Here is a 25,335-nt window from a genome sequence, read left to right as displayed (position 1 = left end):
ATCGCGTGACTTCAGCGCCCCGGGAGGAAATACATGACCCGCGTTCTCGATGTCCGCGACCTGCGCGTCGCCTTCCGCCAGGATGGCCAGAGGACAGAAGCCGTGCGCGGCGTGTCCTTCCATATCGACAAGGGCGAGACCGTGGCACTCGTGGGCGAGTCGGGCTCCGGCAAATCCGTCTCGGCGCTCTCTACCGTGCAGCTTCTTGGCCCCTCGGCCGAAGTCACCGGCTCGGTTACCTATGCCGGGCAGGAGATGATCGGCGCAGACGACAAGGTTCTGCGCAAGGTCCGCGGCAACGATATCTCCTTCATCTTCCAGGAGCCGATGACGTCGCTCAATCCGCTCCACACGCTGGAAAAGCAGCTGTCGGAAAGCATCGCGCTGCATCAGGGCCTTGTCGGGGCTCCGGCGCGCGCGCGCATCCTCGACCTGCTCGAACGGGTGGGGATTCACGATCCCGAAAGCCGCCTTGGCGCCTATCCGCACCAGCTTTCCGGCGGGCAACGTCAGCGCGTGATGATCGCCATGGCGCTCGCCAATGATCCGCACCTTCTAATCGCGGACGAGCCCACCACCGCGCTCGACGTGACGATCCAGGCGCAGATCCTTGAGCTTCTGGCCGATCTGAAGCGCGAAGAAGGCATGAGCCTTCTCTTCATCACCCACGATCTGGGCATCGTCCGCCGCATCGCCGACCGCGTCTGCGTCATGAAGGCGGGCGAAATCGTCGAGACCGGCCCAACGCGGGAGATCTTCGCCAATCCGCAGCATGACTACACCAAGATGCTGCTGTCGGCGGAATCGACCGGCCATCCCGATCCCGTCTCCCCGGAGGCCGAAGAGATCGCGCGCACGGACAACCTCAAGATCTGGTTCCCGATCCAGAAGGGCCTGCTGAAACGCACCGTGGGCTATGTGAAGGCCGTGAACGATGCCTCCATCTCCGTCCGCGCGGGCGAGACGGTGGGCATCGTGGGCGAATCGGGTTCGGGCAAGACGACGCTGGCGCTCGCGATCATGCGGCTCATCCAATCCGAGGGCGGCATCACATATCGCGGGGCGGATGTGCGCAAATGGTCCACGAAGGAGCTGCGCCGCCTGCGCTCCGAGATGCAGATCGTCTTCCAGGACCCGTTCGGATCGCTGAGCCCGCGCATGACCTGCGAACAGATCATCGCCGAGGGGCTGGGCGTACACGGCGCGCCCGATGGCCGCGATCCGCGCGAATTGGTGGCCGAGGTGATGGTCGAGGTTGGCCTCGATCCCGCCACGATGCACCGCTACCCGCACGAATTTTCCGGCGGTCAGCGCCAGCGCATCGCCATCGCGCGCGCCATGGTGCTGCGCCCCCGGCTTCTGGTGCTGGATGAGCCGACCTCCGCGCTCGACATGACGGTACAGGTGCAGATCGTGAACCTTCTGCGCGACCTGCAGCAGAAATACGACCTCGCCTACCTGTTCATCAGCCACGACCTGAAAGTGGTCCGTGCGATGAGCCACAAGGTCATTGTGATGAAGCAGGGCGACGTCATGGAGAGCGGTCCGACCGAGGCGATTTTCGACCGTCCGCAGACCGAATATACCCGCACCCTGATTGCAGCCGCACTCGAACCAATCGGGTAGCATTCGACCCATTGTTCAGAAAATGTGGCGAAGCCGCGGCCATAAAATCATGGAAGAGCCCGGCGCGCGCCGAATTTCCGCGACGTTTTTCACCCATAGCTGCCTGCACAACAAAAACCCTTGAGGATCGTGCAGTGACCTATCGTTTATGTGCCGCCGTTGTTGGAATGTCCCTGGTCAGCGCCGCCTTCGCGGATCGTGGGGCCGAGATGGCCGTCTCGGGCCTCAGCGCGGCGAAGACCCATGCCGCCGCCTGGACCGAGGATCTCAAACGCGCGGCCACCACCGGCCAGATCGCGGGTGTGCGCGCCTTCCCCGGCGCGCCCGGCACACCGCCTGACATCGTGCTGGAGGCGGGACATCCCGACGATCCGGCGCTGTGTGCCTGCATCCTGCCCGCCGAGGCCAGCCGTGCCGTGTGAACCGCAGGGATATTGATCGGGAAATGACAAAGGGCGCGCCGACCGGACGCGCCCTTTTACTTGTCGGGCATCTGCATGTGTAGGCTCGCAGGCTTATCGCGCCGCGCGCAGGCGGACGCGGGGCACGTAGCGCCGCATATGCGGCAGGGGCCGTGCGAAGCCCAGGCTGCGCAGCGTCAGCGCCGCGTCGAGATCACGGGACAACCGCTGCTCGACATAGGTCAGGAGGGGGTCGATCATTTGCCCCAATCCTTCGGTGCCTGAAAGCGGATCTTTTCGCGGGAGACGGGTTCCGCGCGCAATGTCCGGGACGAATTGCCGACGTTCTTGCCGGTGGCGACGCGCAAGCTTTGTGCAATGACATTCAACATGACCGGGCTTCCTTCTTTCCAGCGTGTGACACTGATATTGCGTCTATGGTGGAAAAATGCGAGCCATGAAAAATCACCGTGTGTAAGCTGAGATTACGAATGGACTGGTTATCGCTACCACCCCTTTCCGCGCTTCGGGCCTTTGCGGCCTATACCGAGACGGGCTCCGTCACGGCGGCCGGGCGGGCGCTCAACGTCAGCCATGCCGCCATCAGTCAGCAATTGCGCAGCCTAGAGGCGCATCTCGGCCTCAGACTGCTCGATCGCAGCTCGCGGGCTCTGTCGCTAACCTACGAGGGTCACGAATTGGCGCGTGCGCTCAGCAAGGGGTTCGGCACCATCGCCCAGACGATCGAGGCCCTGACCGGTGCGCATGAGGACCGCCCGCTCCATGTGACCACCTCGCCGAGTTTCGCGGCCATGTGGCTGATGCCCCGGCTGGCAAGCTTCAGCGCGCTGCACCCGGATATCGACGTGATGATCGCGCCCACGCCCGCGCTGACGCCCTTGGAGCCGGGCGGCGTGGACGTGGCGATCCGGTACGGCGAAGGCGGATGGCCGGGGCTCGAGTCGCACAAGCTCATCCAGGCGCCCATCGCGGTGGTGGCGGCACCCTCGCTCGTCGGGACCGGCCCCCTGCCGGAACTGAGCGCGCTGACGCGCTATCCGTGGATACAGGAGCTTGGCACGTCGGAGGCTTCGGAATGGCTGGAAAAGCACGGTGTGACGGGCGCCCGCATCAAGGGCATCGTCGCCCCCGGCAACCTGATGCTGGACGGGGCGCGCAACGGGCAAGGTATCGCGGTCTCGACGCGCATGGCGGTCGCGGAAGACATCCAGAACGGGCGGCTGCGCCTGCTCTTCGAGGAGCGGCCCGAGGCAGGCTACCACGTGGTCACCCTGCCCGGCGTCCAGCGGCCCGCGCTGAAGGCGTTCATCAAGTGGATCAGGCGCGAAGCCAAGCAAAACGCGCCGACCCTCTAGGAGCGCGGCGCGTTCTGATCGTCTCGGGTCGGGACCGATGCCCCGGAGGTCAGCTGGGTCCGATCGGCGTGCATTCCACCTGGCGGGCGGCAAGCCGCTGGCATGCGATGGCCGCCATATCCTGCGTCATCCCCATGAAGTTCGCGTCAAACCCGTTGCCGCGATTGATGACCTTGCGGAGGCTGCCATCCAGCGTCGCCATCTCCTGCAGCGCAGTCTTCAGGAGCATCCGCTCGGCCGAATACCGGCTGGGATAGGTGCCGACATTGATGCCCCAATGCCGCCCGCCGGAGGTCGAGATCCGGCTGACAACCTCGCGCGGCTTCACGACGGCAGGTGCGGGCGTGGCCGCATCGGACGTGTCGAGAGCCGCCAGAACGACATCCTGCGGGCGCGTCTTTGGCGCGAGGGACACTTTGGGCGCCTGCGCGGCGGCTGCCAGCGCGATTTCGGTCTCCGTCTTTGTCTCGGCTTCGGCCTCGGGCGCGTCCTCCGCCAAGGCGACCTCGACCATCGCGTCGGTGGAGAGCGACGCCACCTCTTGCGTGACCGTCTCCTCCACTTGGGGCGCGGAGGCGTCCTCGCTTGCGACCATGGCCAATGCCACGGCTTCGTTCACGACCGCTTCGATATCGTCGGCAACCTCGGCGACGAGAAGCGGCGCGGGCTCCTCAATGGGTCGGCCCTGCGGACGCAGGCTCACCTTGACGGCGGCGGCGGCCACGCGAATGGATTTCGCGCGGTGACCCGGGCTCGGATCCGCGTCCTTGGCGACGACAACATTGCCCATCTTGCCCATGTAGGGCGGCTTGCCCGGTGCGTTGAAGGCGACGCGGCTCGGTGCCTTGCGGAAGCCGAGATCGAGCAGTTTTTCCACCTGCGCGTTGCGCGTCGCGGTGGACCTGCCGCCGAAGACCGTGGCGATCACGCGCTCGCCCCCCCGCTCCGCCGAAGCCACGAGGTTGAAGCCCGCAGCCCGTGTGTAGCCCGTCTTGATACCGTCAGCCCCTGCATAGCTGCGCAGAAGACGACGGTTGGTATGAGCCACGGTGCGCACGCCTGCATCGGCCTGAATGCGGCTGAACAGGTTGTAATATTCCGGGTAGTCGTAAAGCACGTGGCGGCCAAGGATCGTCATGTCGCGCGCGGTGGACAGATGCCCGCTCTCGGTCAGGCCGTGGGCGTTCTTGAAGTTGGTGCGCGTCATGCCCAGCGCCTTGGCGGTGCGGTTCATGCGCCGGGCAAAGGCCGCTTCGGAGCCCTCGATCGCCTCGCCGATGGCGGTGGCCGCGTCATTTGCGGATTTCACTGCCGCGGCGCGCACTAGGTAGCGCAGCTTGATCTTCTGGCCCGAGCGCAGGCCCAGTTTCGAGGGCGGCTCGGAGGCGGCGTTGCGCGTCACGGTCACGAGCGTGTCCATGCTGAGCTCACCGTTCTCCACCGCCTCGAAGGCGATGTAAAGCGTCATCATCTTGGTCAGAGACGCCGGGTGAAGCGGCGTATCTGCGTTTTCGCTGTAATAGACTTTGCCGGTTCTCGCATCCATGACCATGCCCGCATACGGCGCGGCCATCGCGCTCAGCGGAAGGATCACGAGGAACCAGAATGCTGTGATAAAATACAGGCCTGAACGGCCCGCCTGCCTGTGCGGTACCCTCACGGATTTCTGCCTTCTCTGCCTCGTTGCCCCCCGATTTTTCGGGTGAGCGGTTTTTGCGGCTGTTCGCCTGTTATTAAAACTAGAGTACCACATGAAGCCCGTGCGGCAAAGGCTTATGAACGCTGATTTTTTTGCCGTTGCGCAAACCCGGTCTCGCTATATGTAGATGCGCCCCGAGAGGCGCACACAACCGGCTGAGAATGTGGCGAGAATGTGGCACGGATCGGGCCGCATTGAGGCGGCGCTCAAGCGGCCCGGATCACCCGATTCCAGCCACGAGATCGGGCAGGCCCGACAGATCCGCGATCTCTGCGTAACGGGGATGTTCGGGCGCTTCGGCGGCTTCGAAATCCCAGGCATGTTCATGCGGGACAAACACGCCCCAGCTTCCCGCCTCGATGGCGGGGCGCACGTCGGACTTCATCGAATTGCCGACCATCATGGTGCCCACCACACCGCCCGGCACCTGTTCGAACAAGCGGGTGTAAATGCCCGGCGTCTTGTCCGACACGACCTCGACCGCGTCGAACAGATCGCCGAGGCCCGATTGCGCGACCTTCCGTTCCTGGTGCAGAAGGTCTCCCTTGGTGACGACCATGACATAATGAGTCTCCGCCAGCGCGCGCACCGTCTCTTCCACATGCGGCAGAAGCTCGATCGGATGGGCCAGCATGTCGCGCCCCACCTCCATGATTTCGCGGATCACATGGCCGGGCGCACGGTGATCGGTGACGTCGAGCGCGGTCTCGATCATCGACAGGGTAAAGCCTTTCACGCCGAATCCGTAATGCCCGAGGTTACGCCGCTCGGCCTCCATCAGCCGCTGGTCGAGGTCCTCGGGGGCTGCGTAATCGCGCAACAGGTCGGCAAAATGCGCCTGTGTCATTTTGAAGAACCGCTCATTGTGCCAGAGCGTGTCATCCGCATCGAAGGCCACCGTCCGAAGTGCTCGCATCGCTTTTCCGTCTTTCTTCGACCGCGGGGGCCTTTTTTTAACCGAAGGCTGGGTTATATACTTGGCGCACCGACCCGAGCAATCGAACACGGCATTCCAATCCTGATGAAGACACTTTCCCAAAGCGCCAAGCCGATGGTCCTCGCCGCTCGCCCCCCGGGCGGGGATGATGGCGATACCAATGTCGTCATCGAAACGAAGACCCGCACGAAGAAGCCGCCGCTCTACAAGGTGCTTTTGCTGAACGACGATTACACGCCGATGGAATTCGTCGTGCATGTGCTGGAGCGGTTCTTCGGGATGAACCATGCCCAGGCGTTCGAGATCATGCTCACCGTGCACAAGAAGGGCCTCGCCGTGGTTGGCGTCTTCAGCCACGAAATCGCGGAGACCAAGGTGGGTCAGGTCATGGATTTTGCCCGTCGTCATCAGCACCCGCTGCAATGCACGATGGAGAAGGAGTGACGCGCCTGCCCGCGCCTCTCGCCTCATGACCCGCTCCCGCCTGACACATGCCCTCGAGACCGGCGCCATCGCGCTGCCCGAAACCGGCCGCATCGCGCTTTTCAACCCGCGGGCGGAGAGCGATCTGTCGGAATTGCCCAAGGATCGCTGCCACGTCATCCAGCGCCATTACCCCGATCATGCCGCCCTTCAGATGCAGGGTTTTGACTGCGCGGTCACGCCCGAAGGCGATTACAGCGCCGCCATCGTCACCCTACCCCGCGCCCGCGCGGAGGCGGAGGCGCTGATCGGCGACGCGGAGGCGGCGGTCGGAACAGGGCCCATCATTGTCGACGGTGCCAAGACGGACGGCGTCGAGCCGCTGTTGAAAGCCGTGCGCGCGCGCACGCCGCTTACGGCGAACATCTCCAAGGCGCATGGCAAGTGTTTCGCCTTCAAGGCGGGCGGTCATTTCGGCGACTGGCGCGCATCGGCACCCGAGCCCAATCGCGACGGGTTCCTGACGCTGCCCGGTGTCTTCTCGGCAGATGGGATCGACCCGGCCTCGGCCCTGCTGGTCGAGTCTCTGCCCGATGATATCTCCGGCCGCGTTGCCGACCTTGGCGCCGGTTGGGGGTACTTGTCGCGCAAACTCCTTGAGCGGGACGCGATCACATCGCTCGACCTCGTCGAGGCCGATCATGCGGCGCTGGAATGCGCGCGGGCCAATCTCGACGACCCGCGCGCACGGTTCCACTGGGCCGATGCGCGAGACTGGACGCCCGAGGCGCGGCTCGACGTGGTGGTGACCAACCCGCCCTTCCACGTTGGACGAGCTGCCGATCCGGCGCTGGGGCGCGCGTTTCTTGCCGCCGCAGCACGCGGCCTCGCCCCGACAGGACGGTTGTTTGTCGTGGCCAACCGGCAATTGCCCTACGAGGACACGCTGGCCACGCTTTTCGCCAAGGTCGACGAGATCGCGGCCAATACCCGCTTCAAGGTGCTCCTTGCGCAACGTCCGGCTCGAAAGCCGCGATAAAGCGGTTTAGGCTCCGCCGGATCAACCCCACCCAAGCGAGGGATCATGAGCTTTTCCATTGAGGGCAAGACCGCCATCGTGACCGGTGCGGCCAATGGCGTGGGTCTGGCCATTGCCCGGCACTTCGCGGCGAAAGGCGCGAACGTGATGTTTGCCGATATCGACGAGTCCCGTCTCGCCGAGGAGGTGGGCGACAGCGATACGAGCGAGACGATGCGCTATTTCGCGGGGGATCTGCGCGAGAAGCTGACGCTGGCCAACCTCCTGTCCGCCACGCTCGATGCCTTTGACCGGGTCGATATCCTGGTCAACGGCTCGCGCCAGATGATCGAGACCGACCCTATGTCGATGGATGACATGTCGGTTGAAACCCTGCTCAATCAGAACCTGATGACGGCTTTGCGCCTGTCGCAACTCGTCGCCCGGCGGATGATCAAGCAGGGCAAGGATCAGGAAGACGGGCAGTTGGGCGCCATCGTGAACCTGTCCTCGATCGCGGCGCGGCGCACGCATCCGCAATTGATGGGCTATTCGGTCTCCTGCGCCGCACTGGACCAGATGACGCGCTCCATGGCGGTGGCCCTTGCGCCGAAACGCATCCGCGTGAACGCCTTGGCCTTCGGGTCGGTCATGTCCACGAGCCTCAAGGACACGTTGAAGGAGCACCGCGAATATCGCGGCAATATCGAGGAGCATACCCCGCTCGGCCGTATCGCTGCCGCGGAAGAGCTGGCCGAGGCGGTGCAGTTCCTCTGCTCTGATTCGGCGAAGTTCCTGACGGGTCAGATCATGACCGTCGATGGCGGCCGCACCCTGCTCGATCCGGTCAACGCGCCCGCGCATTGACGCCAGCGGGGCTTGCGGCCCCCTGCAGCCCTTGGCATGACTTGCCGGGGTTCAGGGAGAAAGACATGACCGAAGAGCTGAAAGACGAACGCGCCCGCGCGGCCGCCTGGTTCAGAAGCCTGCGCGACGAGATCGTCGCCGCCTTCGAGGCGCTGGAGCAAAGCCACGATACCGGCCCCTTCGCGGAGGCGGCACCGGGCAGCTTCGAGGTCAGCGAGACGTCGCGCACCGCCGAGGACGGATCCGATGCGGGCGGCGGCCTGATGAGCGTCATGCGTGGCGGCCGCGTCTTCGAGAAGGTCGGCGTCAACGTCTCCGAAGTCTACGGAACGCTGGGAGAGCGCGCGCAATCCGCCATGGCCGCCCGCAAGGGCATCCCCGGCATGGCCGAGGATCCGCGGTTCTGGGCGTCGGGCATCAGCCTTGTCGCGCATATGCAGAACCCGCAGGCGCCCGCCGTGCACATGAACACCCGCATGTTCTGGACGCCGCATGCCTGGTGGTTCGGCGGCGGCTCCGACCTCAATCCCTGCCTCGAATACGACGAGGACACCGCGCATTTCCACGCCCAGCAGAAGGCGCATCTCGACCCGCACGGACAGGACCATTATCCCCGCCTGAAGGCATGGGCGGACGAGTATTTTTACATTCCCCACCGCAAACGCGCGCGCGGCGTCGGCGGCATCTTCATGGACGATCATTGCACCGGCGATTGGGAGGCCGATTTCCGGCTGACCCAGGATATCGGCCGCGCCTTCCTGCCCGCCTACGTCCCGCTTGTCGAGAAGCGCCGCGTGCAGCCCTTCACCAACGCGGACAAGGAGGCGCAGCTCGTGCATCGCGGCCTCTATGCGGAATACAACCTCGTCTATGATCGCGGCACCAAGTTCGGCCTGGAAACCGGACATGACGCGAATGCCGTCCTGATGTCGCTGCCGCCCTTGGCCAAGTGGATCTGACCCGAGACATCGATCGCAGCCCAGAGACAAGCGCAGCCCCTGTCACGACCGGACCGTAAATACCTCCGGAGAGCACGAGAGGCAGCGCCTCTCGTCCGGGGGATCGGGCCTCGATGCCCCGAGCGCCCGGCCTGCCCGCACCACCACGCAGCCTCAGCCGGTCACCCGTCGCGCCAGGCCCCGGGCGTAAGATCCGCCAGCGTCCAATCCCCCACCTGCCAGCGCACGAGCCGCAGACAGGGCAATCCGACCGCTGCGCACATGCGCCGGACCTGCCGGTTGCGTCCTTCGGTCAGCGTGATCTCGAGCCAGCCATCCGGCACGGTCTTGCGATAGCGCACCGGAGGGTCGCGCTCCCACAGATCGGGGGGCGGGATTTGCCCCACCTTTGCGGGCCGTGTCGGCCCGTCCTTCAATGTCACACCCGCAGCGAGCGCTGCGATCTGATCCGGGCCGGGCGTGCCCTCCACCTGCGCAAGATAGGTCTTCGGCCGCTTGAATTTCGGGCTCGCGATCTGCGCCTGCAGCTTGCCGTCATTGGTCAGGATCAAGAGCCCCTCGCTGTCGCGATCGAGCCGCCCGGCCGGATAGACATCGGGCACATCGATGAAATCCGACAGCGTCGCCCGCGCGTTTCCCGCGGTGCCCTTGTCGGTGAATTGCGACAGGCACCCGAAGGGCTTGTTGAACAGGATCACGCGACGACGCGCGGGGCGCGGCCTCGGGGGTTTGCGGGGATGCGGGCTCATGGAGCGGCGCGCTTCGCGGCAAAGAAAGCGCGGAGGAGCGCCTCCGCCTCCGCGCCGCCGATCCCGTCGTAGATTTCGGGCACGTGGTGGCATTGCGGATGCGCGAAGACCCGCGCACCATGCGCCGTCCCGCCCGATTTCGGATCGGCCGCGCCATAGTAAAGCCGTGCAATCCGGGAATGGGCGATGGCGCCTGCACACATCGCGCAGGGCTCCAGCGTCACATAGAGATCGCAGCCCGTGAGCCGCTCGCTGCCCAGCGCGTGATGCGCCGCCCTCAGCGCCAGCAGTTCCGCATGGGCGGTCGCGTCCTGCATCTCGCGGGTGCGATTCCCGGCACGCGCCACAACCTGTCCCCCGGGGCCGATCACCACGGCCCCCACGGGCACTTCGCCGCGCAGGGCGGCGGCGCGGGCCTCCTCAAAGGCGATCTCCATATGGCTGCGGAACGTCATGCGCATTCTCTAACCCGCCCACGCCGCGATGGACAGGGCGGGCCGGGCACGCTAGAGGCCCGTGCATGAGCGACACCTCCCCTCCCGGCGACCGGATCGCCAAGGTCCTGGCGCGTGCGGGCATTGCCTCGCGCCGCGAAGCCGAACGCATGATCCTCGAAGGCCGCGTGGCGGTGAACGGAGCGGTCATTGACCGCGCTGCCCTCAATGTCACGGACAGGGACAAGATCACCGTCGACGGCAAACCGCTCGATGCGCCGGAACCGGCCCGGCTCTGGCTCTATCACAAGCCCACGGGGCTGGTGACGACCACGAAGGACGAACAGGGCCGCCCGACCATCTTCGACGATCTGCCCGAGGATCTGCCGCGCGTGATGTCGGTCGGACGGCTCGACATCAATTCCGAAGGCCTGCTGCTTCTGACCAATGATGGTGGCATCAAGCGGCGTCTTGAGCTGCCCTCGACCGGCTGGCTCAGGCGCTACCGCGTGCGGATCAACGGCCGGCCCAGCGATGCGACCTTCGAGCCGTTGCGCAAGGGGCTCGAGGTTGATGGCCAGCGGTTTCAGCCGATGATCGTGACGCTCGACCGGCAGCAAGGTGCGAATGCCTGGGTCACGGTCGGGCTGCGCGAAGGCAAGAACCGCGAGATTCGCCGCGCGATGGAAGACCTCGGGCTGAAGGTGAACCGGCTGATCCGGCTGTCCTACGGCCCGTTCCAACTGGGCCAATTGAAGCCCGGCGCGGTGGAGGAGATCCGGCCGCGAATCCTGCGCGATCAGCTGGGCCTCGAGAAAGACGACGCCGCCCCACCAAAACCGGGCGCACCCAAATCGGGCCGAAAACCAGGAATGGGGCCGAAATCAGGCAAACCCGGCAAGCCCGGCACGCCGGCACCCAACATCGGCAAAAAAACGCGGATTCGCGGGGGAAAGCGGGCTGCACCGAAGCGCTGAGCGCGCAAAAACGCAAGCTTTCCAAGCGTTAACCATTCTCAAAGAGTCCTCAGAGTTTCCCGGTCCGCGCCGCGTTTTTGCCCGGATTGGCGGCGAAGTTCCGCTCATGGCTGTATCTGTACTCGCCCTCGCGTTCATCGCCCTGTCCCTGCTCGTGATTCTGCGCAACTGGCGCATGGTCGCGATCGACACCGCCCAATCGCTGCGTGCGGGCCTGTCGCGTCTTCGGGGTCAGGGTCAGTTGCTGTCCAACGTCTCCTTCGCGTTGCTATGCCTGATGTTCTTCGGCCTGACATTTGCATGAGGGCGCGATGAGCATTTTCACGGATCCCCAGCACACACCATCCGATGCAGACCGGCCCGCCGCGTTGCTGCCGCTGCTGTTTCTCGCCGCGTCGCCGCTGTTTTTCTGGCTGTTCATCGGCTCGCCCGGCACGGCGCTCGGCGCGATCTTCCATCTGTCCTTGATCGCGGCGGGACTCGGGCTGATCGGCTCGGGCACGCGCATCGAGGCCCGCTACAACGCCGCCCGCACCGCGCGCCGTCCGAAACTGCCCCGCAAGCTTTTCGGCGCGGTGATCCTGGGCCTGTCCGCCTGCCTTCTGGCCGCAGGGCAGTTCAGCAGCTGGGAATACCCTTGCGCGTTCGGTCTTGCGGGCTTCGTTCTGTCGCTCAGCGCCTTCGGGCTCGACCCGATGCGGGACAAGGGCTTTGACGATCCGCACCTTTTGGCGCTGCATGCGGCCGAACGTGGCCTTGCGCAAACCGACGCGGCACTATCGGCAATGGTGGACCGTGTGGCCCAACTGGGCGAGCCGGATCTGATCCTGCGTATGGAAGCCGTCCGCTCGGCGATCCTGCGGCTGGCACGGGCCCATGCCAGATGCCCAGAGGAATCGGCAGGCTTCGAGAAGCCGCTCGCCACCTTCGTCAGCATCGCCGAAGCGGAGGTCAGCGTGCTGGAGCAGACCTGGTCAGAGAACAGCCCCCGCGCCGCCAATCGCTTCACCCAGCGGATCGCCGCGCTGACCAACGGCTTCGAGGCCCGCGCCCGCAAGCGTCGTGCGCGCACCGATCAGGACGACTTCGCCTTCGATGCCGACCTGCTGCTCGACCGGATGCGCGAGAACAAGGCGGCCTGAGCGGATCTCAGGCGTCTTTTCGCCTTTGTATCTGGTAACGGCGCGCCGTTTTTCCTAAGTCTTGTGTGTCTTACCGGAAAGGGGGCGCACATGGCCGGAACGGGCTTTCAGAAATTTGCTTTCGCTCTCCTGATCGTCCTGCAACTGGGCGTGGCCGCCGGTGTGATCGGGGGCCTCTAGACCATGTCCCAGCGTTTTGGCGGACGGTACAGCCCCGGCGGCAAGCAGACGGCGCGAGACGCGGCACCGGACACGCGCGACGCCCCGCCCGCCTATCAGGGGGCGCGCGTCAATCCAGTGGGTGCACGCGCCAATGCAATGTTCCTGCCGCCTGTCGTGCTCGCGGTCATGTCGCTGGGCGCGGGGGCCGCAGGGCTTGTCACGGGGCTCGTCGGGGCCGGTGTCATGGTCGGCGGTGCCTGGCTTCTGCGCGGCGGTCTCATTGCCGAGGCGGAGTACAACAGCCGCAAGATCGCCCGCCGTCCAGCCCTGCCCCGCAAGATCCTTGCCGCAGGTGCGGCGGCGATTGGCACCGGGCTCGCGGCACTGACCCATGGCGGCGGCGTGATCGAAGGCGGGCTTTTCGGGCTTGCGGCAGGTGGTTTGCACCTCGCGGCCTTCGGCATCGATCCGATGGGCTCCAAGGGCCTCGAACATGTGGATGCGTTCCAGCAGGACCGTGTCGCCCGCGTGGTGGACGAGGCCGAGGAATACCTGGCCGATATGGGTGAAGCGGCCCGACGTGCGGGCGAGCGCGAGGTCGAGAGCCGGGTCGAGCGGTTCCAGACCACCGCCCGCAACCTCATTCGCACCGTCGAAGAAGATCCCCGCGACCTGACCGCGGCCCGCAAATATCTGGGCGTCTACCTGATGGGCGCGCGCGATGCGGCGCGTATCTTCGCCGACATTCACGCCCGGTCGCGCAATGCGCAGGCCAGGGCGGATTTTCTGGCGCTCCTCGACGATCTGGAGACGTCTTTCGGGCAGAAAACCGAGAAGCTTCTGCTCGATACCAACAGCGATCTGACGATCGAGATCGACGTATTGCGCGACCGGCTGAAACGCGAGGGCGTGATGCTCGGCCGGAACAACGAGTAACTGGGACAAGGAACGAGATCATGTCGGACAAGGTGCGCAGCGCGGCCGTGAAGGACGAAGCGGACGTCAAGGAACTGAACGAGAAGACCCTGCCGATGCCCAAACCGGCTGAAGACCTGGTCGCGCTTGATGCCGCCGATGCGCCGGTCGCGGAAGAGATCCGCACACGGATGGACGAAATCGACATGGAGGACACGAACTCCATCGTCACCTTCGGCGCGGGCGCGCAGTCGGAGCTGCAGGAAATCTCGCAATCCATGCTGCAGGGCGTGCGCAACAAGGATGTGGGCCCTGCGGGTGATTCCCTGCGCGGCATCGTCACCACGATCCGCGGCTTCTCGGTCTCCGAGCTCGATGTGCGCCGCGAACGGTCCTGGTGGGAAAAGCTTCTGGGCCGGGCCGCACCCTTTGCCAAGTTCACCGCGCGCTTTGAGGAAGTGCAGGGCCAGATCGACCGCATCACCGACGAGCTGCTGCGCCACGAGCATGTGCTGATGAAGGACATCAAGTCGCTCGACATGCTCTATGACAAGACGCTGCAATTCTACGACGAACTGGCGCTTTATATCGCCGCCGGTGAGGCGAAGCTTGCCGAACTCGACGGCACCGACATCCCCGCGAAAGAGGCCGAGGTGTCGGCCGCACCGGAGGGCGATCAGGTGATGAAAGCGCAGGAATTGCGTGATCTGCGCGCGGCCCGTGACGATCTGGAGCGCCGGGTGCATGACCTGAAGCTGACGCGTCAGGTCACGATGCAATCCCTGCCCTCGATCCGGCTGGTGCAGGAAAACGACAAGTCGCTGGTCACCAAGATCAACTCGACGCTGGTAAACACCGTGCCCCTTTGGGAGACGCAACTGGCGCAAGCGGTGACGATCCAGCGCTCGACCGAAGCGGCGGCTGCCGTGCGCGAGGCCAATGACCTGACGAACGAGCTGCTGACCTCGAACGCGGAGAACCTGCGCGCGTCGAACACGATCGTCCGCGAAGAGATGGAGCGCGGCGTCTTCGACATCGAAGCGGTGAAGAAGGCCAATGCCGACCTGATAGGCACGATCCAGGAAAGCCTGCAGATCGCCGACGAGGGCAAGGCGCGCCGCGCGGCCGCCGAGGAAGAGATGAAGAAGATGGAAGCCGAGCTGCGCGACACGCTCGCCGCGGCGAAAGCACGGCGCGACGGAACCGGCGACAATGCCGGGACTTCGGTTCCAGCAAGCTGAGGCCGCCCATGCACGCCAGATGGACATTCGGGATCCGTGCGGGCCTTCTGGCGCTCGCGCTGTCGGGCTGTGCTGTGGTGCAGCCCGATCCCGGCCCGCCCGGCGTGCCGCCACAGGCCCGGCCCGACCGCCCTGCCCCGCCCCCGCCTGCGCCGCGCGCACCCTCGGCAGAAAGTCAGGAGCTGGCCGCCTATTACGCCCGCGTGGAGCGCGACCTCGTGGGTCAAGGCCTCCTGCGGACCGATGGCGGCGGCGTGGACACGCCTTTCACCGACACCCAGCTTGCGCGCAATTTCGAACAGGTCGCGCTGGCGGAGGAATATCGCCGGGGCGGCGGCTTGCAGGCCTCCTCCGGGTCTCTGGGGCCGGTGAAGAAATGGACGCAGCCCGTGCGCGTGCAGGCCGAGTTCGGGGCCTCCGTCGGCGAGGATCAGCGCCAGCGCGAACGGGCCGAGCTTGGCCGCTACGTGACGCGGTTGGCCCGCGTGACCGGTCATCCGATCACCATGAGCGACGCCAATCCCAATTTCCACGTCCTCTTCATGTCCGAGGATGACAGCGCGGCGCTGGCCCCGCGAATCAAGGCGCTGGTGCCCGATATCGACCCCGCTTCCCTGTCGGTCTTCGAAAACCTGCCGCGTGCGATCCATTGCCTCGTCATCGCCTTCGCCGAGGATGCGGGCGGCTATGCCTATGGCGAGGCGATCGCGGTGATCCGCGCCGAACATCCGGGCCTGCTGATGAAGTCCTGCATCCACGAAGAGGTGGCCCAGGGGCTTGGGCTCGCCAATGACAGCCCGCAGGCGCGCCCGTCGATCTTCAACGATGACGACGAGTTTGCACTGCTGACCACGCATGACGAAATGCTGCTGAAAATCCTCTACAACCCCGCGCTCAGCCCCGGCATGTCCGCCGAGGCCGCCCGCCCCATCGTGCGCCGCCTTGCCACGGAAGTGACCGGCCAGCAGGTGGCCAGCGCCGGCCCCCTTTGAAGTCCAAGACCGTTACGGAGTGTCCCTGATGCCCATTTTCGATTTCCTCGCTGGTCAGTTCATCGACGTTATCCACTGGACCGACGACACCCGCGACACCATGGTCTGGCGTTTCGAACGCGAGGGCCACGAGATCAAGTATGGCGCCAAGCTCACGGTGCGCGAAGGGCAGGCCGCCGTTTTCGTGCATGAGGGGCAGCTTGCGGATGTGTTCCCGCCTGGGCTCTACATGCTCGAGACGAACAACATGCCGATCATGACCTCGCTCCAGCATTGGGATCACGGCTTCAAATCGCCCTTCAAATCCGAGATCTACTACGTCTCCACCGCGCGTTTCACGGACCTCAAATGGGGCACCAAGAACCCGGTGATGCTGCGCGACCCGGAATTCGGCCCCGTTCGGCTGCGCGCATACGGCACCTACGCGATCAAGGTGACCGATCCGGGCCTCTTCCTGACCGAGATCGTGGGCACCGACGGCGAATTCACCCGCGACGAGATCAGCTACCAGATCCGCAACATCATCGTGCAGGAAGTGTCGCGCACGCTGGCCTCCTCGGGCATTCCGGTGCTCGACATGGCGGCGAACACGGCCGATCTGGGCAAGCTCATCGCCGCCGAGGTCTCAAAGACGCTGGCCACCTACGGGCTGATCATGCCGGAGATGTATATCGAGAATATCTCGCTGCCGCCTGCGGTGGAAAAGGCGCTCGATGCGCGGACGTCGCGCGGGATCGCGGGCAATCTCGACGATCACATGAAGTGGCGCGCGGCCGAGGCATTCGCCGAAGGCGGTGGCGCGGCCGGATCCGCGATGGGCATGGGTATGGGCGCAGGCCTTGGCATGCAGATGGCGGGCCGGGTCGGTCCGTGGGGCGCTGCCCCTGCCGCTGCCGCGGCACCCGCGCCGACCATGGCGCCGCCGCCGCCGCCCGTCGAGCATGTCTGGCACATCGCCGAGGACGGCGCCACGAAGGGCCCGTTCAGCCGCGCGCGGCTGGGACGGATGGCCAGCGAAGGCGGGCTGACCCGTGACACCTTCGTCTGGACGCAAGGACAGGATGGCTGGAAGCGCGCGGAGGACGTGACCGAGCTTGCGCAGCTTTTCACGGTGATGCCGCCCCCGCCGCCGCCGGGCGTTTAAGCGCTCTCGCCATGCGCGGGGCCGCGAGGCGCGCGCCATCCGGAACGCGCCCCCTCCCTGCGCTGTTCGTGAGCAGGTTTGAAACCAAAGCCGCGCGCGCGCCGTATATAGCAGCATGAGCCTTGCAGATCCGTCGCCTCGCACGCCTTTGCGCAGCCGCCTCCATGACGCCCTGCCCGCGCGGCGCAGCTGGCTGAAGGCGTTGCATGCGGCAATGATCCCGCTGTTCGTGTGGTTCATGCTGGTGCAGCCGCGCGACGTGGTGCCGCTTGGCCCGGCGGCTTTCCAGTTCCATTCCTTTCTCGGGCTCGTCTTCGTGACAGGCGCGCTTCTCTGGAGTGCGGATTACCTGCGCCGGGGTCTTGCCGGACGTCCGGGGCCCAAACTCCCGCCGCGTCTGCGCGTCTTTCATCAGGCTCTGCACAAGACGCTGGTCTGGGGCATGGCCTTCGTGGCGATTTCGGGCTTCCTTTTGGGCCTGACCAGCCATGTGCTTCTGAAAGCGGGGGGATTTCTGCCCATCGCGCCGCCGCTCGACATGCCGATGTCCAACAGGATCATCGGCTGGCTGCATACCTACCAGTTCTACGCGCTTGGTATCGTCGCGATCGTTCATGCCGGGTTTCACACTTGGCGGCACTTCTATCTGCGCGACAACGCGCTGCGGATCATGGCGCCCAAGCGTTTGCATCGCTTCCTCTGAACGCTTGGGCTGTTGAACCCCGCCGCGCCCGCGCGCAAAGTGCGCAGCATGCAGCCCGAGACCCAGACCATCACCGACGAACACCGCTTTCCCTGCGAGAATTGCGGCTCCGACATGCGCTTCTCCCCGGAGGCGGGCGCGCTGGTCTGCGATCATTGTGGCCATTCCGAGGATATTGCACCTAGCGGTCCGTGGGAGGGCGGCATCCGCGAGCTCGATTTCGCCCGCGCGATGAACAACCTCCTGCCCCTTCAGGACATGGAGACGACGCGCGTGTCGCATTGTCCGTCCTGCGGCGCGGATGTGGAATTCGACCCCGACGCCCATGCCGCCGAATGTCCGTTCTGCGCCACGCCCGTCGTCGCCGATACCGGGGCCAACCGTCACATCAAGCCTCGTGGCGTGCTGCCCTTCGCCCTCGACGAGGCCGCGGCGCGAAACGCGATGAACGAGTGGCTGGGCAGCCTGTGGTTCGCCCCGAACGGCTTGAAGGAGTATGCCCGAAAAGGCCGCCGCCTGCAGGGCATCTATGTGCCCTACTGGACCTTCGATGCGGATACCAAGTCGCGCTACCTTGGGGAACGCGGCACGATCTATTACGAGACGCGCAGGGTGCGCCGGAACGGCAAGATGGAAACCCAGCGTGTGCAGAAGATCCGCTGGCGGCCGGCCTCGGGTCGCGTAGCGCGCTTCTTTGATGACGTTCTGGTACTGGCATCGACCTCCCTGCCCAAGCGCTACACCGACGCCCTGCCGCCCTGGGATCTGAGCGCGCTGGAGCCGTACCGGCCGGAATTCGTCGCGGGTTTCCGCGCGGAGGCCTATACCGTGGAGCTTGACGCGGGCTTCACGGAGGCGCGCGGCATCATGGACAAGCAGATCCACCGCGACGTGAAGTTCGATATCGGCGGCGACCGGCAACGCGTGCATCAGGTCGAGACGGATGTGGACGCGGTGACCTTCAAGCACATCCTGCTGCCGGTCTGGCTGGCGGCCTACAAGTTTCGCGGCACCTCCTACCGCTTCGTTGTCAACGGCCAGACAGGACGCGTGCAGGGGGAGCGGCCCTATTCCGCCTGGAAGATCGCCTTCGCGGTGCTTCTGGGCCTCATCGTCGCGGCGGCGGTCGGATACGGCGTGGCGATCAGCCAATGAGTCTTGCCCTGACCCTCCAAGCCCGGATAGTTAGCGCAAACATAACTGAGCGACAGAAGGAGGGGACGTGATGATCCTGTGCTGCGGAGAAGCCCTGATCGACATGCTGCCGCGCGAAAGCCGCGACGGAGAGCCCGCCTTTGCGCCATATGCGGGCGGTGCTGTGTTCAACACCGCCATCGCACTCGGGCGGCTCGGCGCGCCGGTGGGCTTTTTCAGCGGGCTCTCCACGGACCTCTTCGGCGACATATTGGTGGCCGAGCTGGGAAAGTCCCGCGTCAACACAACGCTTGCCGCCAAGAGCGACCGCCCCACGACGCTGGCCTTCGTCACCCTGACGGACGGGCACGCGAAATACGCCTTCTACGACGAAAACACCGCCGGGCGCCTTTTGTCCGAGGCCGATCTGCCCGATCTGGACGCCGAAACGCAGGCGATCTTCTTCGGCGGGATCAGCCTTGTGGGCGAGCCTGCCGCGGACGCCTATGCCGCGCTCTGTGCCCGCTCGGCGGGCCAGCGGCTGGTGATGATCGACCCCAATATCCGGCCCGGCTTCATCCGGGACGAAGCCGCATATCGCGCGCGGCTTTCGGGGATGCTCGACGGGGCGGACGTGGTCAAGGTCTCGGATGAGGATCTCGACTGGCTGGGCGAAAGCGCTGAAAGCCTGCTCGGGCGCGGTATTGCGGTGGTGCTGATCACACGTGGTGCGGAAGGCGTCGATGCAATCTCGAAAAACGGCGCGATGCGGGTCGCTGCCGAGAAGGCCGTCGTCGCCGACACGGTCGGTGCGGGCGACACGTTCAACGCGGGTTTCCTCGCAGGTCTCGGGCGGGCGGATCTGTTGAGGCGCGATGCGTTCCGCGCGGCGGATCTGGCCGCTCTTGAACCTGCCGTGAAGCTTGGCGCACAGGCGGCTGCGATCACCGTGTCGCGCGCCGGGGCCAACCCACCCTGGGATCACGAGCTGTGAGAGCCCTTCTTCAGCGCGTCACCGAAGCCCGCGTGGAGGTGGGCGGCGCCGTGGTGGGCGAGATCGGACCGGGGCTTCTGATCCTGGTCTGCGCGATGCAGGGCGATGACGAAGCGGTGGCCGAGAAACTGGCCCAGAAGATCGCCAAGCTGCGCATCTTCCGCGACGCGGACGGCAAGACGAACCTGTCGCTGAAGGACACCGGCGGCGCGGCACTTGTCGTCAGCCAGTTCACCTTGGCTGCGGACACACGGCGCGGCAATCGTCCCGGCTTCTCCGGCGCGGCCGCACCCGATGAGGGCGAGCGCCTCTATCAGCATTTCGCCGCCGCATTGCAGGCGGATGAGATCCGGGTCGCAACGGGGCGCTTCGGAGCGGAGATGGAGGTGCATCTGGTCAATGATGGCCCGATGACGATCTGGCTCGATACGGCGGAATAGTCAGGTTTTCCTGACCTCTGCGGGCATGTGCACAAAAGCCGACTTCTACAACCTGTGCGTGACATCCTACGGAACCGTCTGACACGTCGGCCTTTGTGCTGCGATTTTCAGGAGCGCAAAGGCACCGCATGTGGTGGTTCGGGGCGATCCCCCTCTGCATGTAGCCGACCAAGACACTTTCGATCTGACACCTGTCAGAATGTCATGACACGCAAACCGGAATGTTCTTGTGGATAAGTCCGTGGGAAAACCGGCTCACGGCTCTCGCAATGCGTCCTTGGCCTTGTAGAGCGGTTTGAGCAGGTATTGCAGCACCGTCTTCTCACCGGTCATCAGCTCAACCTGCGCTTGCATGCCCGGACGCAGGGCGATCTGCATCTGCCGTTCGGTCATCGCGTCCGTATCGAGACGCACCGTGACCTTGTAATGCGCCTCGGCATTCGGGTCGCGCTCATCCTCGAACGTATCGGCGGAGACGATCTGCACCGCCCCGCGCAGCGATCCCCAGATCGTGTAATCATAAGCCGAGAGTTTCACCGTGGCCATCTGGCCGGGCCGGACATTGGCGATGTTCTCGGGCGCGACGCGGGCCTCCACGAGCGCGGCCTCCTCGCGCGGAATGATCTGGAGGATTTCCTCGCCCGGACGCACCACGCCGCCGATCGTCGTGACCGACAGCTTGTTGACCACCCCGTCCATGGGGCTGACCAGCACGGTCCGGTCCAGCTGATCGCGCGCGGCGTTCATGCCCTGACGCAGGGTGGCCAGCTCGCGCAGCGTCTTGGAATGCTCCTCGGCGCGGTCGAGGGCGGTCTGCGTGACGATCTCGTCGTGCTGGATGCGCGCATCGGCATGGGTCTTGCGCGCGCGCGTGACCTCGATCAGCGAGACGACATTCTTGGCATAAAGGTCCTCCATCAGCTTCTTTTCCGCGGCGGCCTGTTCGAGGACCCGGCGGGCGCCTTCGGTGCGGCTGCGGTAATCGGCCTGCCGCGCGGTCAGCAATTGGCGTTCGGAACGCGCCATGTCGGGATTGGCCCGTTCCAGATCGGCGGGCAGGGTTAGATCGCTGCCGCCCGCAAGCTCCGACTCGAGACGCAGGCGCCGGATCTCGAGTGCCGTGATCTGATCCGCAAGATCCGTGACCGAAGCGCGATATTCCGTCCCGTGCAGGCGGGCCAGCACATCGCCCTGCCGCACCGCATCGCCTTCCGCGACGAGCAGTTCGGCGAGGATACCTCCTTCGAGGTTCTGGATGATCTGCGGGCGCGAGGAGGAGACCAATTCGCCATCGGCGCGCACGATCTCGTCGATCCAGGCGAAGGACGCCCAGAGGATGAAGGTCCAGACCGCCGCCGCGCAGAGCCAGATCACCATCGAGGGGCCGCGTCCGCGATCCTGCAATTGCCGCGCGATTTCGGTGCTGGTCATGGCCATGTCAGGCATCTCCCTTGGCGGTGCGCGTCAGATGGGCGAGCACATCCTCGCGCGGGCCGTCGACGGCCACACGACCCTGCGCAAGGATCATCACGCGCGGCGCCAGTTGCAGGATCGGCACGCGATGCGTGGCAATGATCGCCGTCCGCCCCTCAAGCCAGGGACCCAAGCGCGACATCAGCGTCGCTTCGAGCGTCTGGTCCAGCGCGGCGGTCGGTTCGTCCAGCAGGCAGATGTCGGGATCCTGCAGCCAGAGCCGCGCCCAGCCCATGGATTGCCGCTGCCCCACAGACAGGCCGGAGCCGCCATCGCCGATCTTCAGATCAAGCCCTTCGGGATGGGCTTTCACGAACTGACCAAGCCCCGCGAAATCGAGCGCGGCGTAGAGACGGGCATCATCCGCTTCGAGCCGCGTGAGGTTCAGGTTGTCGCGCAGACTACCTTGGAACAGCCGCACATCCTGTCCGAGATAGCCAATGCCGCGCCGCAGATCCGTGGGGTCGATCTGCGCCATCTCGATCCCGTCGAGCAGGATGCGTCCCTCGGCGGGCGCGTAGAGGCCCGAGAGGACGCGGAGCAACGTCGACTTTCCAGAGCCATTGGCCCCGAGGATCGCCATGGTCTGCCCGGCATTGATGCCAAGGGCCGTGATGTCGAGCGCGGGCGCGCCTTCGCCATAGCGGTAGCTGACATTCTTCAGCTCGTAACGTCCCTGCAGGCGATCCCGGCGCAGATAGGTCCGGCCCGGCGCGCGATCCTGCGGCGCTTCGGCCACGGTGTCGAGCATGCTGAGCGCGGTCTTCACGTTGGACCAGCGGGCGAGGATGCCCGACAACTGCGTTAGCGGCGCCAGCGTGCGCGAGGTCAGGATGCCCGTCGCGATGATCGCACCAACGGTGAATTCCCCCGCGAAGACAAGGTAGGTGCCCGCGATGACGGCGGCGACATAGGTCGCCTGCTGCACGCCCTGCGCCCAGATCGTCAGGTTGGCCGACAGCCGCCGCTGCTCGGAGGATTTAAGCGATTGCACCGCGACCAGCTCTTCCCAGAGACGCGCGAAACGCCCTTCTGCGCGGGCTCCTTTCAGGGTGTCGAGTTCGCTCACCACTTCCTGAAGGAGGCGCGATTGCTTGACGCCGGCCCCCTGCATCTCCTCGGTCAGGCGCATCATCCGGCGCTGCAGGAACAGCCCCGGCACGACCATCAGGATGGCGCCCGCGATCAGGACCCAGACCACGCTGCCCGCGATCGACGCCACGAGAAACAGGAACAGGAGGATGAACGGGATGTCGGCAAGCGAACCCACCGTCGAGGCGGTGAAGAACTCGCGCACCGATCCGAATTCGCGCATGGCCGAAAAAAGCTGCGCGGGGCTTTTGGCGGCCTCCTCTGAGCGCATGCCGAGCAGGCGCTGCATCAGCGTCTGCTGCACGCCAAGCTCGATCTGCCGCCCAGCCCCGTCCAGAAGCTGACCACGCGCCGATTTGAGCGCGCCTTCCAGCATCAGGGCCAAGCCCGCGCCCGCTGCAAGCACCCAGAGCGTGGCGACGGATTGATGCGGGATGACCCGATCATAGACCTGCAGCGAGAACAGCGCGACCGCGACGGCCAGCATGTTGGCCACCAAAGAGCCCAACGCGATCTCGGCGAAGGGACGTTTGAACCGGGCAAACTCGCCCCAGAACCAGTGCCGCTGTTCGGTGATGCGGGCATGCCGGTCCGACAGGCTGGCCACCGGGGCTTCGCCGGTGATGTAGGTGCCCGCGTAGAAGGATGCGAAATCAGCTTTTGGCACATCCGTGCGGCGGTCGGGCGCCGTGGCCTCGTAAAGCGTGACGGCCTGCTCTGTCGCCTCCAGCACCAGAACGACCTGGCCGGACGTCATCAAGGCCAAGGCCGGAAGCGTGCGGGGATCGAGGCTGCCCGCCCGCGTCTCCGTCATCAGGCCCGCCGCTTCGCAGCCCTTCGAAAGCGCCTCGGGCCCATAGCTGCCATCGCGGTCGGCATTGCGCTGCAGGGCCTCCGCGATATCGGCGCGGGCCGGTTCCAGTCCGCGCTGCTGGGCCAGAAGGCGGATCAGATCGGCGCGCGCGCCTGCCTTCTCGGAAACCGGACGCGTCCGGCCCGGAAGGTTCGCCGCAGCCTCGGGGGCCGCCGCGATCAGGGCATCGCGGGCCCGCCCGGCAAAGGCCACGACACGGGCGGAGGCCGCGCTCATATCGCGGCCCCGTCAACCAGAACACCCCGGAGCCGCGCAAGCGCGATCTCGGCACGGGCATGATCGTATTTCAGCCGGAGCGCGCGGGCGGTCGCATCGGCATAGGTCTCGTAGATGCCCACAACCTCCATCACCTGCCGCTGGCCGCCTTCATATTGGCGCTGGAACAGGTCCAGCGTGGACTTGGCCTGCCCGGCGAGGCTCTGCGCCTCGACGACCTGACGCTCGAGCGCCTCGATCTCGCGCAGAAGACCCGCTTCCTCGCGGGCGGCATCTTGGCGGGCTTTGAGGATACGTTCCTCGGCGGCGGCCTTCGTGGCCTCGGCGGCTTTGAGCGCGGCGCCGGTGCCGATCCCGATGCCGTTCGGGACGGATGCGGTCAGCCCGCCCTGCCCGGTGCGCGCGCTGGCCTCAAGCCCGAGCCCCGGAAGAAAGCCGGAGCGGGCGATCCGGGCCTCGGCATCGGTCTTGTCGCGATCCGCCTGGGCCGAAAGAACCGCAAGCGGCGTGGCTTGGGCCACATCCCCCGACAATGTGCCGATCCCGGCCACATCCGGCGCGCCGCCTGCCATCTGGGCCAGCTCTGCCGCCGCACGGGCCGCATCCTCGGTCGCGCGATCCCGATCCGCGGCAATGTCAGCCAGTTTCTGGCGCAGCACCACGAGGTCGGAACGGTTCGAGACACCGCCCTTCACGCGCTCCGACATCACCCATTCGAACTGGGCCATGTCCTTGTGCGCGGCGGAGAAATGCCGCGCAGTCTCGCGCCCCTCCGCGATGCGGATCTGCAGACCGAGCGCATCGGCCACGCGGGCGTTTGTGCTGTCGGACAGGCGCACCGCCGCGCGTTCCACCTCGGCGCGGGCCAGATCCCGCTCCGCTCGCTTGCGTCCGCTGTCAAAGAGAACCTGGTTGAGGACGAGATCCGCCACCATGTCCCCGAGAGAGGTGAGCGAAACGGTCGGGCCCAGCGTCGGCAGCCAGTTCCACTGGGCCGCACGGGCGCGCAATTGCGCGACTTCCAGCTCTGCGGCCTCGACGCGCGCGCCAGAGGCCAGAACCTGCTCGGCCACGCGGGCATAGGGCGATCCGGGCACGAGCACGGAGCGGCGCGCGGTCAATTCGGTGATGATCGGGCTTGTCGCGTCGCCCTGCGGAACTCCTTCCGCGTCGCCCAACGACGCGTCCTGCATGTTGCGCGCCACGGCCGCATCCGGGCTCGTCGCAAAGCGCGACGTCATGCCGGACAACTCATCCATACCAGGCAGCGTCGGGAAGGGTGTGGCCCCACAGCCCGCCAGGCCCATGCTCAGGGCCGCGCTCAGAAAAAGGGTCGTTCGTATCGTC

At 65.7% G+C, this 25,335-nt stretch carries 27 protein-coding genes; 18 read left to right on the top strand and 9 right to left on the bottom strand.

Annotation, left to right across the window (positions count from 1 at the left end):
• Positions 1–33 precede the first annotated feature (33 nt).
• Together FIV09_RS01890 and FIV09_RS01885 are read left to right on the top strand one after the other, a co-directional pair.
• On the top strand, positions 34–1,626 hold the full coding sequence (locus tag FIV09_RS01890; RefSeq protein ID WP_152448400.1) for an ABC transporter ATP-binding protein: 1,593 nt from the start codon (positions 34–36) through the stop codon (positions 1,624–1,626).
• A gap of 134 nt (positions 1,627–1,760) precedes the next feature.
• The gene (locus tag FIV09_RS01885) at positions 1,761–2,048 is read left to right on the top strand and encodes a hypothetical protein (protein WP_152455043.1); all 288 of its coding nucleotides are present in this window, start codon (positions 1,761–1,763) and stop codon (positions 2,046–2,048) included.
• A 93-nt stretch (positions 2,049–2,141) separates the two neighbouring features.
• On the opposite strand, the gene FIV09_RS20285 is transcribed toward FIV09_RS01885, so the two are convergent.
• On the bottom strand, positions 2,142–2,288 hold the full coding sequence (locus FIV09_RS20285; RefSeq protein ID WP_172975602.1) for a hypothetical protein: 147 nt from the start codon (positions 2,286–2,288) through the stop codon (positions 2,142–2,144).
• Positions 2,285–2,419, bottom strand: coding sequence for a hypothetical protein (locus FIV09_RS20685; RefSeq protein WP_256371858.1), 135 nt, complete (start codon positions 2,417–2,419; stop codon positions 2,285–2,287). Before FIV09_RS20685 ends, FIV09_RS20285 begins: the two co-directional genes overlap by 4 nt.
• 99 nt (positions 2,420–2,518) lie before the next feature.
• Here FIV09_RS20685 and FIV09_RS01880 point away from each other — a divergent pair, with 99 nt between their 5' ends.
• The gene (locus FIV09_RS01880) at positions 2,519–3,403 is read left to right on the top strand and encodes a LysR family transcriptional regulator (protein WP_152448398.1); all 885 of its coding nucleotides are present in this window, start codon (positions 2,519–2,521) and stop codon (positions 3,401–3,403) included.
• Positions 3,404–3,452: 49 nt separating this feature from the next.
• Here the strand turns inward: FIV09_RS01880 and FIV09_RS01875 are convergent, their stop codons facing one another.
• Together FIV09_RS01875 and FIV09_RS01870 are read right to left on the bottom strand one after the other, a co-directional pair.
• Positions 3,453–5,063 (bottom strand): D-alanyl-D-alanine carboxypeptidase family protein, encoded by a 1,611-nt coding sequence (locus tag FIV09_RS01875; RefSeq protein ID WP_371417741.1) that lies wholly within the window; start codon positions 5,061–5,063, stop codon positions 3,453–3,455.
• Positions 5,064–5,322: 259 nt separating this feature from the next.
• Positions 5,323–6,018 (bottom strand): HAD family hydrolase, encoded by a 696-nt coding sequence (locus tag FIV09_RS01870; protein ID WP_152448396.1) that lies wholly within the window; start codon positions 6,016–6,018, stop codon positions 5,323–5,325.
• 135 nt (positions 6,019–6,153) lie between these two features.
• Between FIV09_RS01870 and clpS the strand changes: the two genes are divergently transcribed.
• The 4 genes from clpS (at position 6,154) to hemF (ending at position 9,306) form a co-directional block, all read left to right on the top strand.
• Positions 6,154–6,483, top strand: coding sequence for an ATP-dependent Clp protease adapter ClpS (gene clpS / locus FIV09_RS01865; RefSeq protein WP_152452281.1), 330 nt, complete (start codon positions 6,154–6,156; stop codon positions 6,481–6,483).
• A 25-nt stretch (positions 6,484–6,508) separates the two neighbouring features.
• Positions 6,509–7,501 carry a class I SAM-dependent methyltransferase gene (locus FIV09_RS01860; RefSeq protein WP_152448395.1) on the top strand — a complete coding sequence of 331 codons (993 nt, stop codon included), beginning with the start codon at positions 6,509–6,511 and terminating at the stop codon, positions 7,499–7,501.
• A 45-nt stretch (positions 7,502–7,546) separates the two neighbouring features.
• A complete protein-coding gene (locus tag FIV09_RS01855) occupies positions 7,547–8,347 on the top strand; it encodes an SDR family NAD(P)-dependent oxidoreductase (RefSeq protein WP_152448394.1) in 801 nt (266 codons plus the stop codon).
• Positions 8,348–8,412: 65 nt separating this feature from the next.
• Positions 8,413–9,306 carry an oxygen-dependent coproporphyrinogen oxidase gene (gene hemF / locus FIV09_RS01850; protein ID WP_152448393.1) on the top strand — a complete coding sequence of 298 codons (894 nt, stop codon included), beginning with the start codon at positions 8,413–8,415 and terminating at the stop codon, positions 9,304–9,306.
• Between the two features lie 161 nt (positions 9,307–9,467).
• Here hemF and FIV09_RS01845 read toward each other — a convergent pair whose 3' ends face one another.
• Together FIV09_RS01845 and FIV09_RS01840 are read right to left on the bottom strand one after the other, a co-directional pair.
• Positions 9,468–10,055: a pseudouridine synthase gene (locus FIV09_RS01845; RefSeq protein ID WP_152448392.1), complete on the bottom strand. Its 588-nt coding sequence runs from the start codon at positions 10,053–10,055 to the stop codon at positions 9,468–9,470.
• On the bottom strand, positions 10,052–10,510 hold the full coding sequence (locus tag FIV09_RS01840; RefSeq protein ID WP_152448391.1) for a nucleoside deaminase: 459 nt from the start codon (positions 10,508–10,510) through the stop codon (positions 10,052–10,054). The genes FIV09_RS01845 and FIV09_RS01840 overlap by 4 nt, the downstream gene beginning before the upstream one ends.
• A gap of 65 nt (positions 10,511–10,575) precedes the next feature.
• On the opposite strand from FIV09_RS01840, the gene FIV09_RS01835 reads away from it, so the two are divergent.
• From FIV09_RS01835 to dtd, 11 genes are all read left to right on the top strand, one after another.
• Positions 10,576–11,466: a pseudouridine synthase gene (locus FIV09_RS01835; RefSeq protein ID WP_152448390.1), complete on the top strand. Its 891-nt coding sequence runs from the start codon at positions 10,576–10,578 to the stop codon at positions 11,464–11,466.
• A 106-nt stretch (positions 11,467–11,572) separates the two neighbouring features.
• On the top strand, positions 11,573–11,770 hold the full coding sequence (locus FIV09_RS01830; RefSeq protein ID WP_152448389.1) for a hypothetical protein: 198 nt from the start codon (positions 11,573–11,575) through the stop codon (positions 11,768–11,770).
• Between the two features lie 7 nt (positions 11,771–11,777).
• Positions 11,778–12,608 (top strand): hypothetical protein, encoded by an 831-nt coding sequence (locus FIV09_RS01825; protein WP_152448388.1) that lies wholly within the window; start codon positions 11,778–11,780, stop codon positions 12,606–12,608.
• 183 nt (positions 12,609–12,791) lie between these two features.
• Positions 12,792–13,706 (top strand): 5-bromo-4-chloroindolyl phosphate hydrolysis family protein, encoded by a 915-nt coding sequence (locus FIV09_RS01820; protein ID WP_152448387.1) that lies wholly within the window; start codon positions 12,792–12,794, stop codon positions 13,704–13,706.
• A gap of 20 nt (positions 13,707–13,726) precedes the next feature.
• On the top strand, positions 13,727–14,926 hold the full coding sequence (locus FIV09_RS01815; protein ID WP_152448386.1) for a toxic anion resistance protein: 1,200 nt from the start codon (positions 13,727–13,729) through the stop codon (positions 14,924–14,926).
• Positions 14,927–14,934: 8 nt separating this feature from the next.
• Complete coding sequence (locus tag FIV09_RS01810; protein ID WP_152448385.1) at positions 14,935–15,918, top strand: DUF2927 domain-containing protein; 984 nt, start codon at positions 14,935–14,937, stop codon at positions 15,916–15,918.
• Positions 15,919–15,946: 28 nt separating this feature from the next.
• Positions 15,947–17,062: an SPFH domain-containing protein gene (locus tag FIV09_RS01805; protein ID WP_152448384.1), complete on the top strand. Its 1,116-nt coding sequence runs from the start codon at positions 15,947–15,949 to the stop codon at positions 17,060–17,062.
• Positions 17,063–17,177: 115 nt separating this feature from the next.
• Positions 17,178–17,765: a cytochrome b/b6 domain-containing protein gene (locus FIV09_RS01800; RefSeq protein WP_152448383.1), complete on the top strand. Its 588-nt coding sequence runs from the start codon at positions 17,178–17,180 to the stop codon at positions 17,763–17,765.
• A gap of 48 nt (positions 17,766–17,813) precedes the next feature.
• Positions 17,814–18,920 (top strand): TFIIB-type zinc finger domain-containing protein, encoded by a 1,107-nt coding sequence (locus tag FIV09_RS01795; protein ID WP_152448382.1) that lies wholly within the window; start codon positions 17,814–17,816, stop codon positions 18,918–18,920.
• A gap of 70 nt (positions 18,921–18,990) precedes the next feature.
• Positions 18,991–19,893: a carbohydrate kinase gene (locus tag FIV09_RS01790; protein ID WP_152452279.1), complete on the top strand. Its 903-nt coding sequence runs from the start codon at positions 18,991–18,993 to the stop codon at positions 19,891–19,893.
• Positions 19,890–20,333: a D-aminoacyl-tRNA deacylase gene (gene dtd / locus FIV09_RS01785; RefSeq protein WP_152448381.1), complete on the top strand. Its 444-nt coding sequence runs from the start codon at positions 19,890–19,892 to the stop codon at positions 20,331–20,333. The genes FIV09_RS01790 and dtd overlap by 4 nt, the downstream gene beginning before the upstream one ends.
• A gap of 255 nt (positions 20,334–20,588) precedes the next feature.
• On the opposite strand, the gene FIV09_RS01780 is transcribed toward dtd, so the two are convergent.
• Genes FIV09_RS01780 through FIV09_RS01770 form a run of 3 tightly spaced genes read right to left on the bottom strand, consistent with a single transcriptional unit; the run spans position 20,589 to position 25,247 of the window.
• On the bottom strand, positions 20,589–21,770 hold the full coding sequence (locus FIV09_RS01780) for an HlyD family efflux transporter periplasmic adaptor subunit (protein WP_152448380.1): 1,182 nt from the start codon (positions 21,768–21,770) through the stop codon (positions 20,589–20,591).
• Position 21,771: 1 nt separating this feature from the next.
• On the bottom strand, positions 21,772–23,988 hold the full coding sequence (locus FIV09_RS01775) for a type I secretion system permease/ATPase (protein ID WP_152448379.1): 2,217 nt from the start codon (positions 23,986–23,988) through the stop codon (positions 21,772–21,774).
• A complete protein-coding gene (locus FIV09_RS01770; protein ID WP_172975601.1) occupies positions 23,985–25,247 on the bottom strand; it encodes a TolC family protein in 1,263 nt (420 codons plus the stop codon). The genes FIV09_RS01775 and FIV09_RS01770 overlap by 4 nt, the downstream gene beginning before the upstream one ends.
• Positions 25,248–25,335 lie beyond the last annotated feature (88 nt).

Origin of the sequence: Roseivivax sp. THAF197b, from assembly GCF_009363255.1 — a bacterium.
GTDB lineage: Bacteria > Pseudomonadota > Alphaproteobacteria > Rhodobacterales > Rhodobacteraceae > Roseivivax.
Note: the sequence above shows the minus strand (reverse complement) of the source record. Positions and strands in the feature narration are given on the sequence as shown.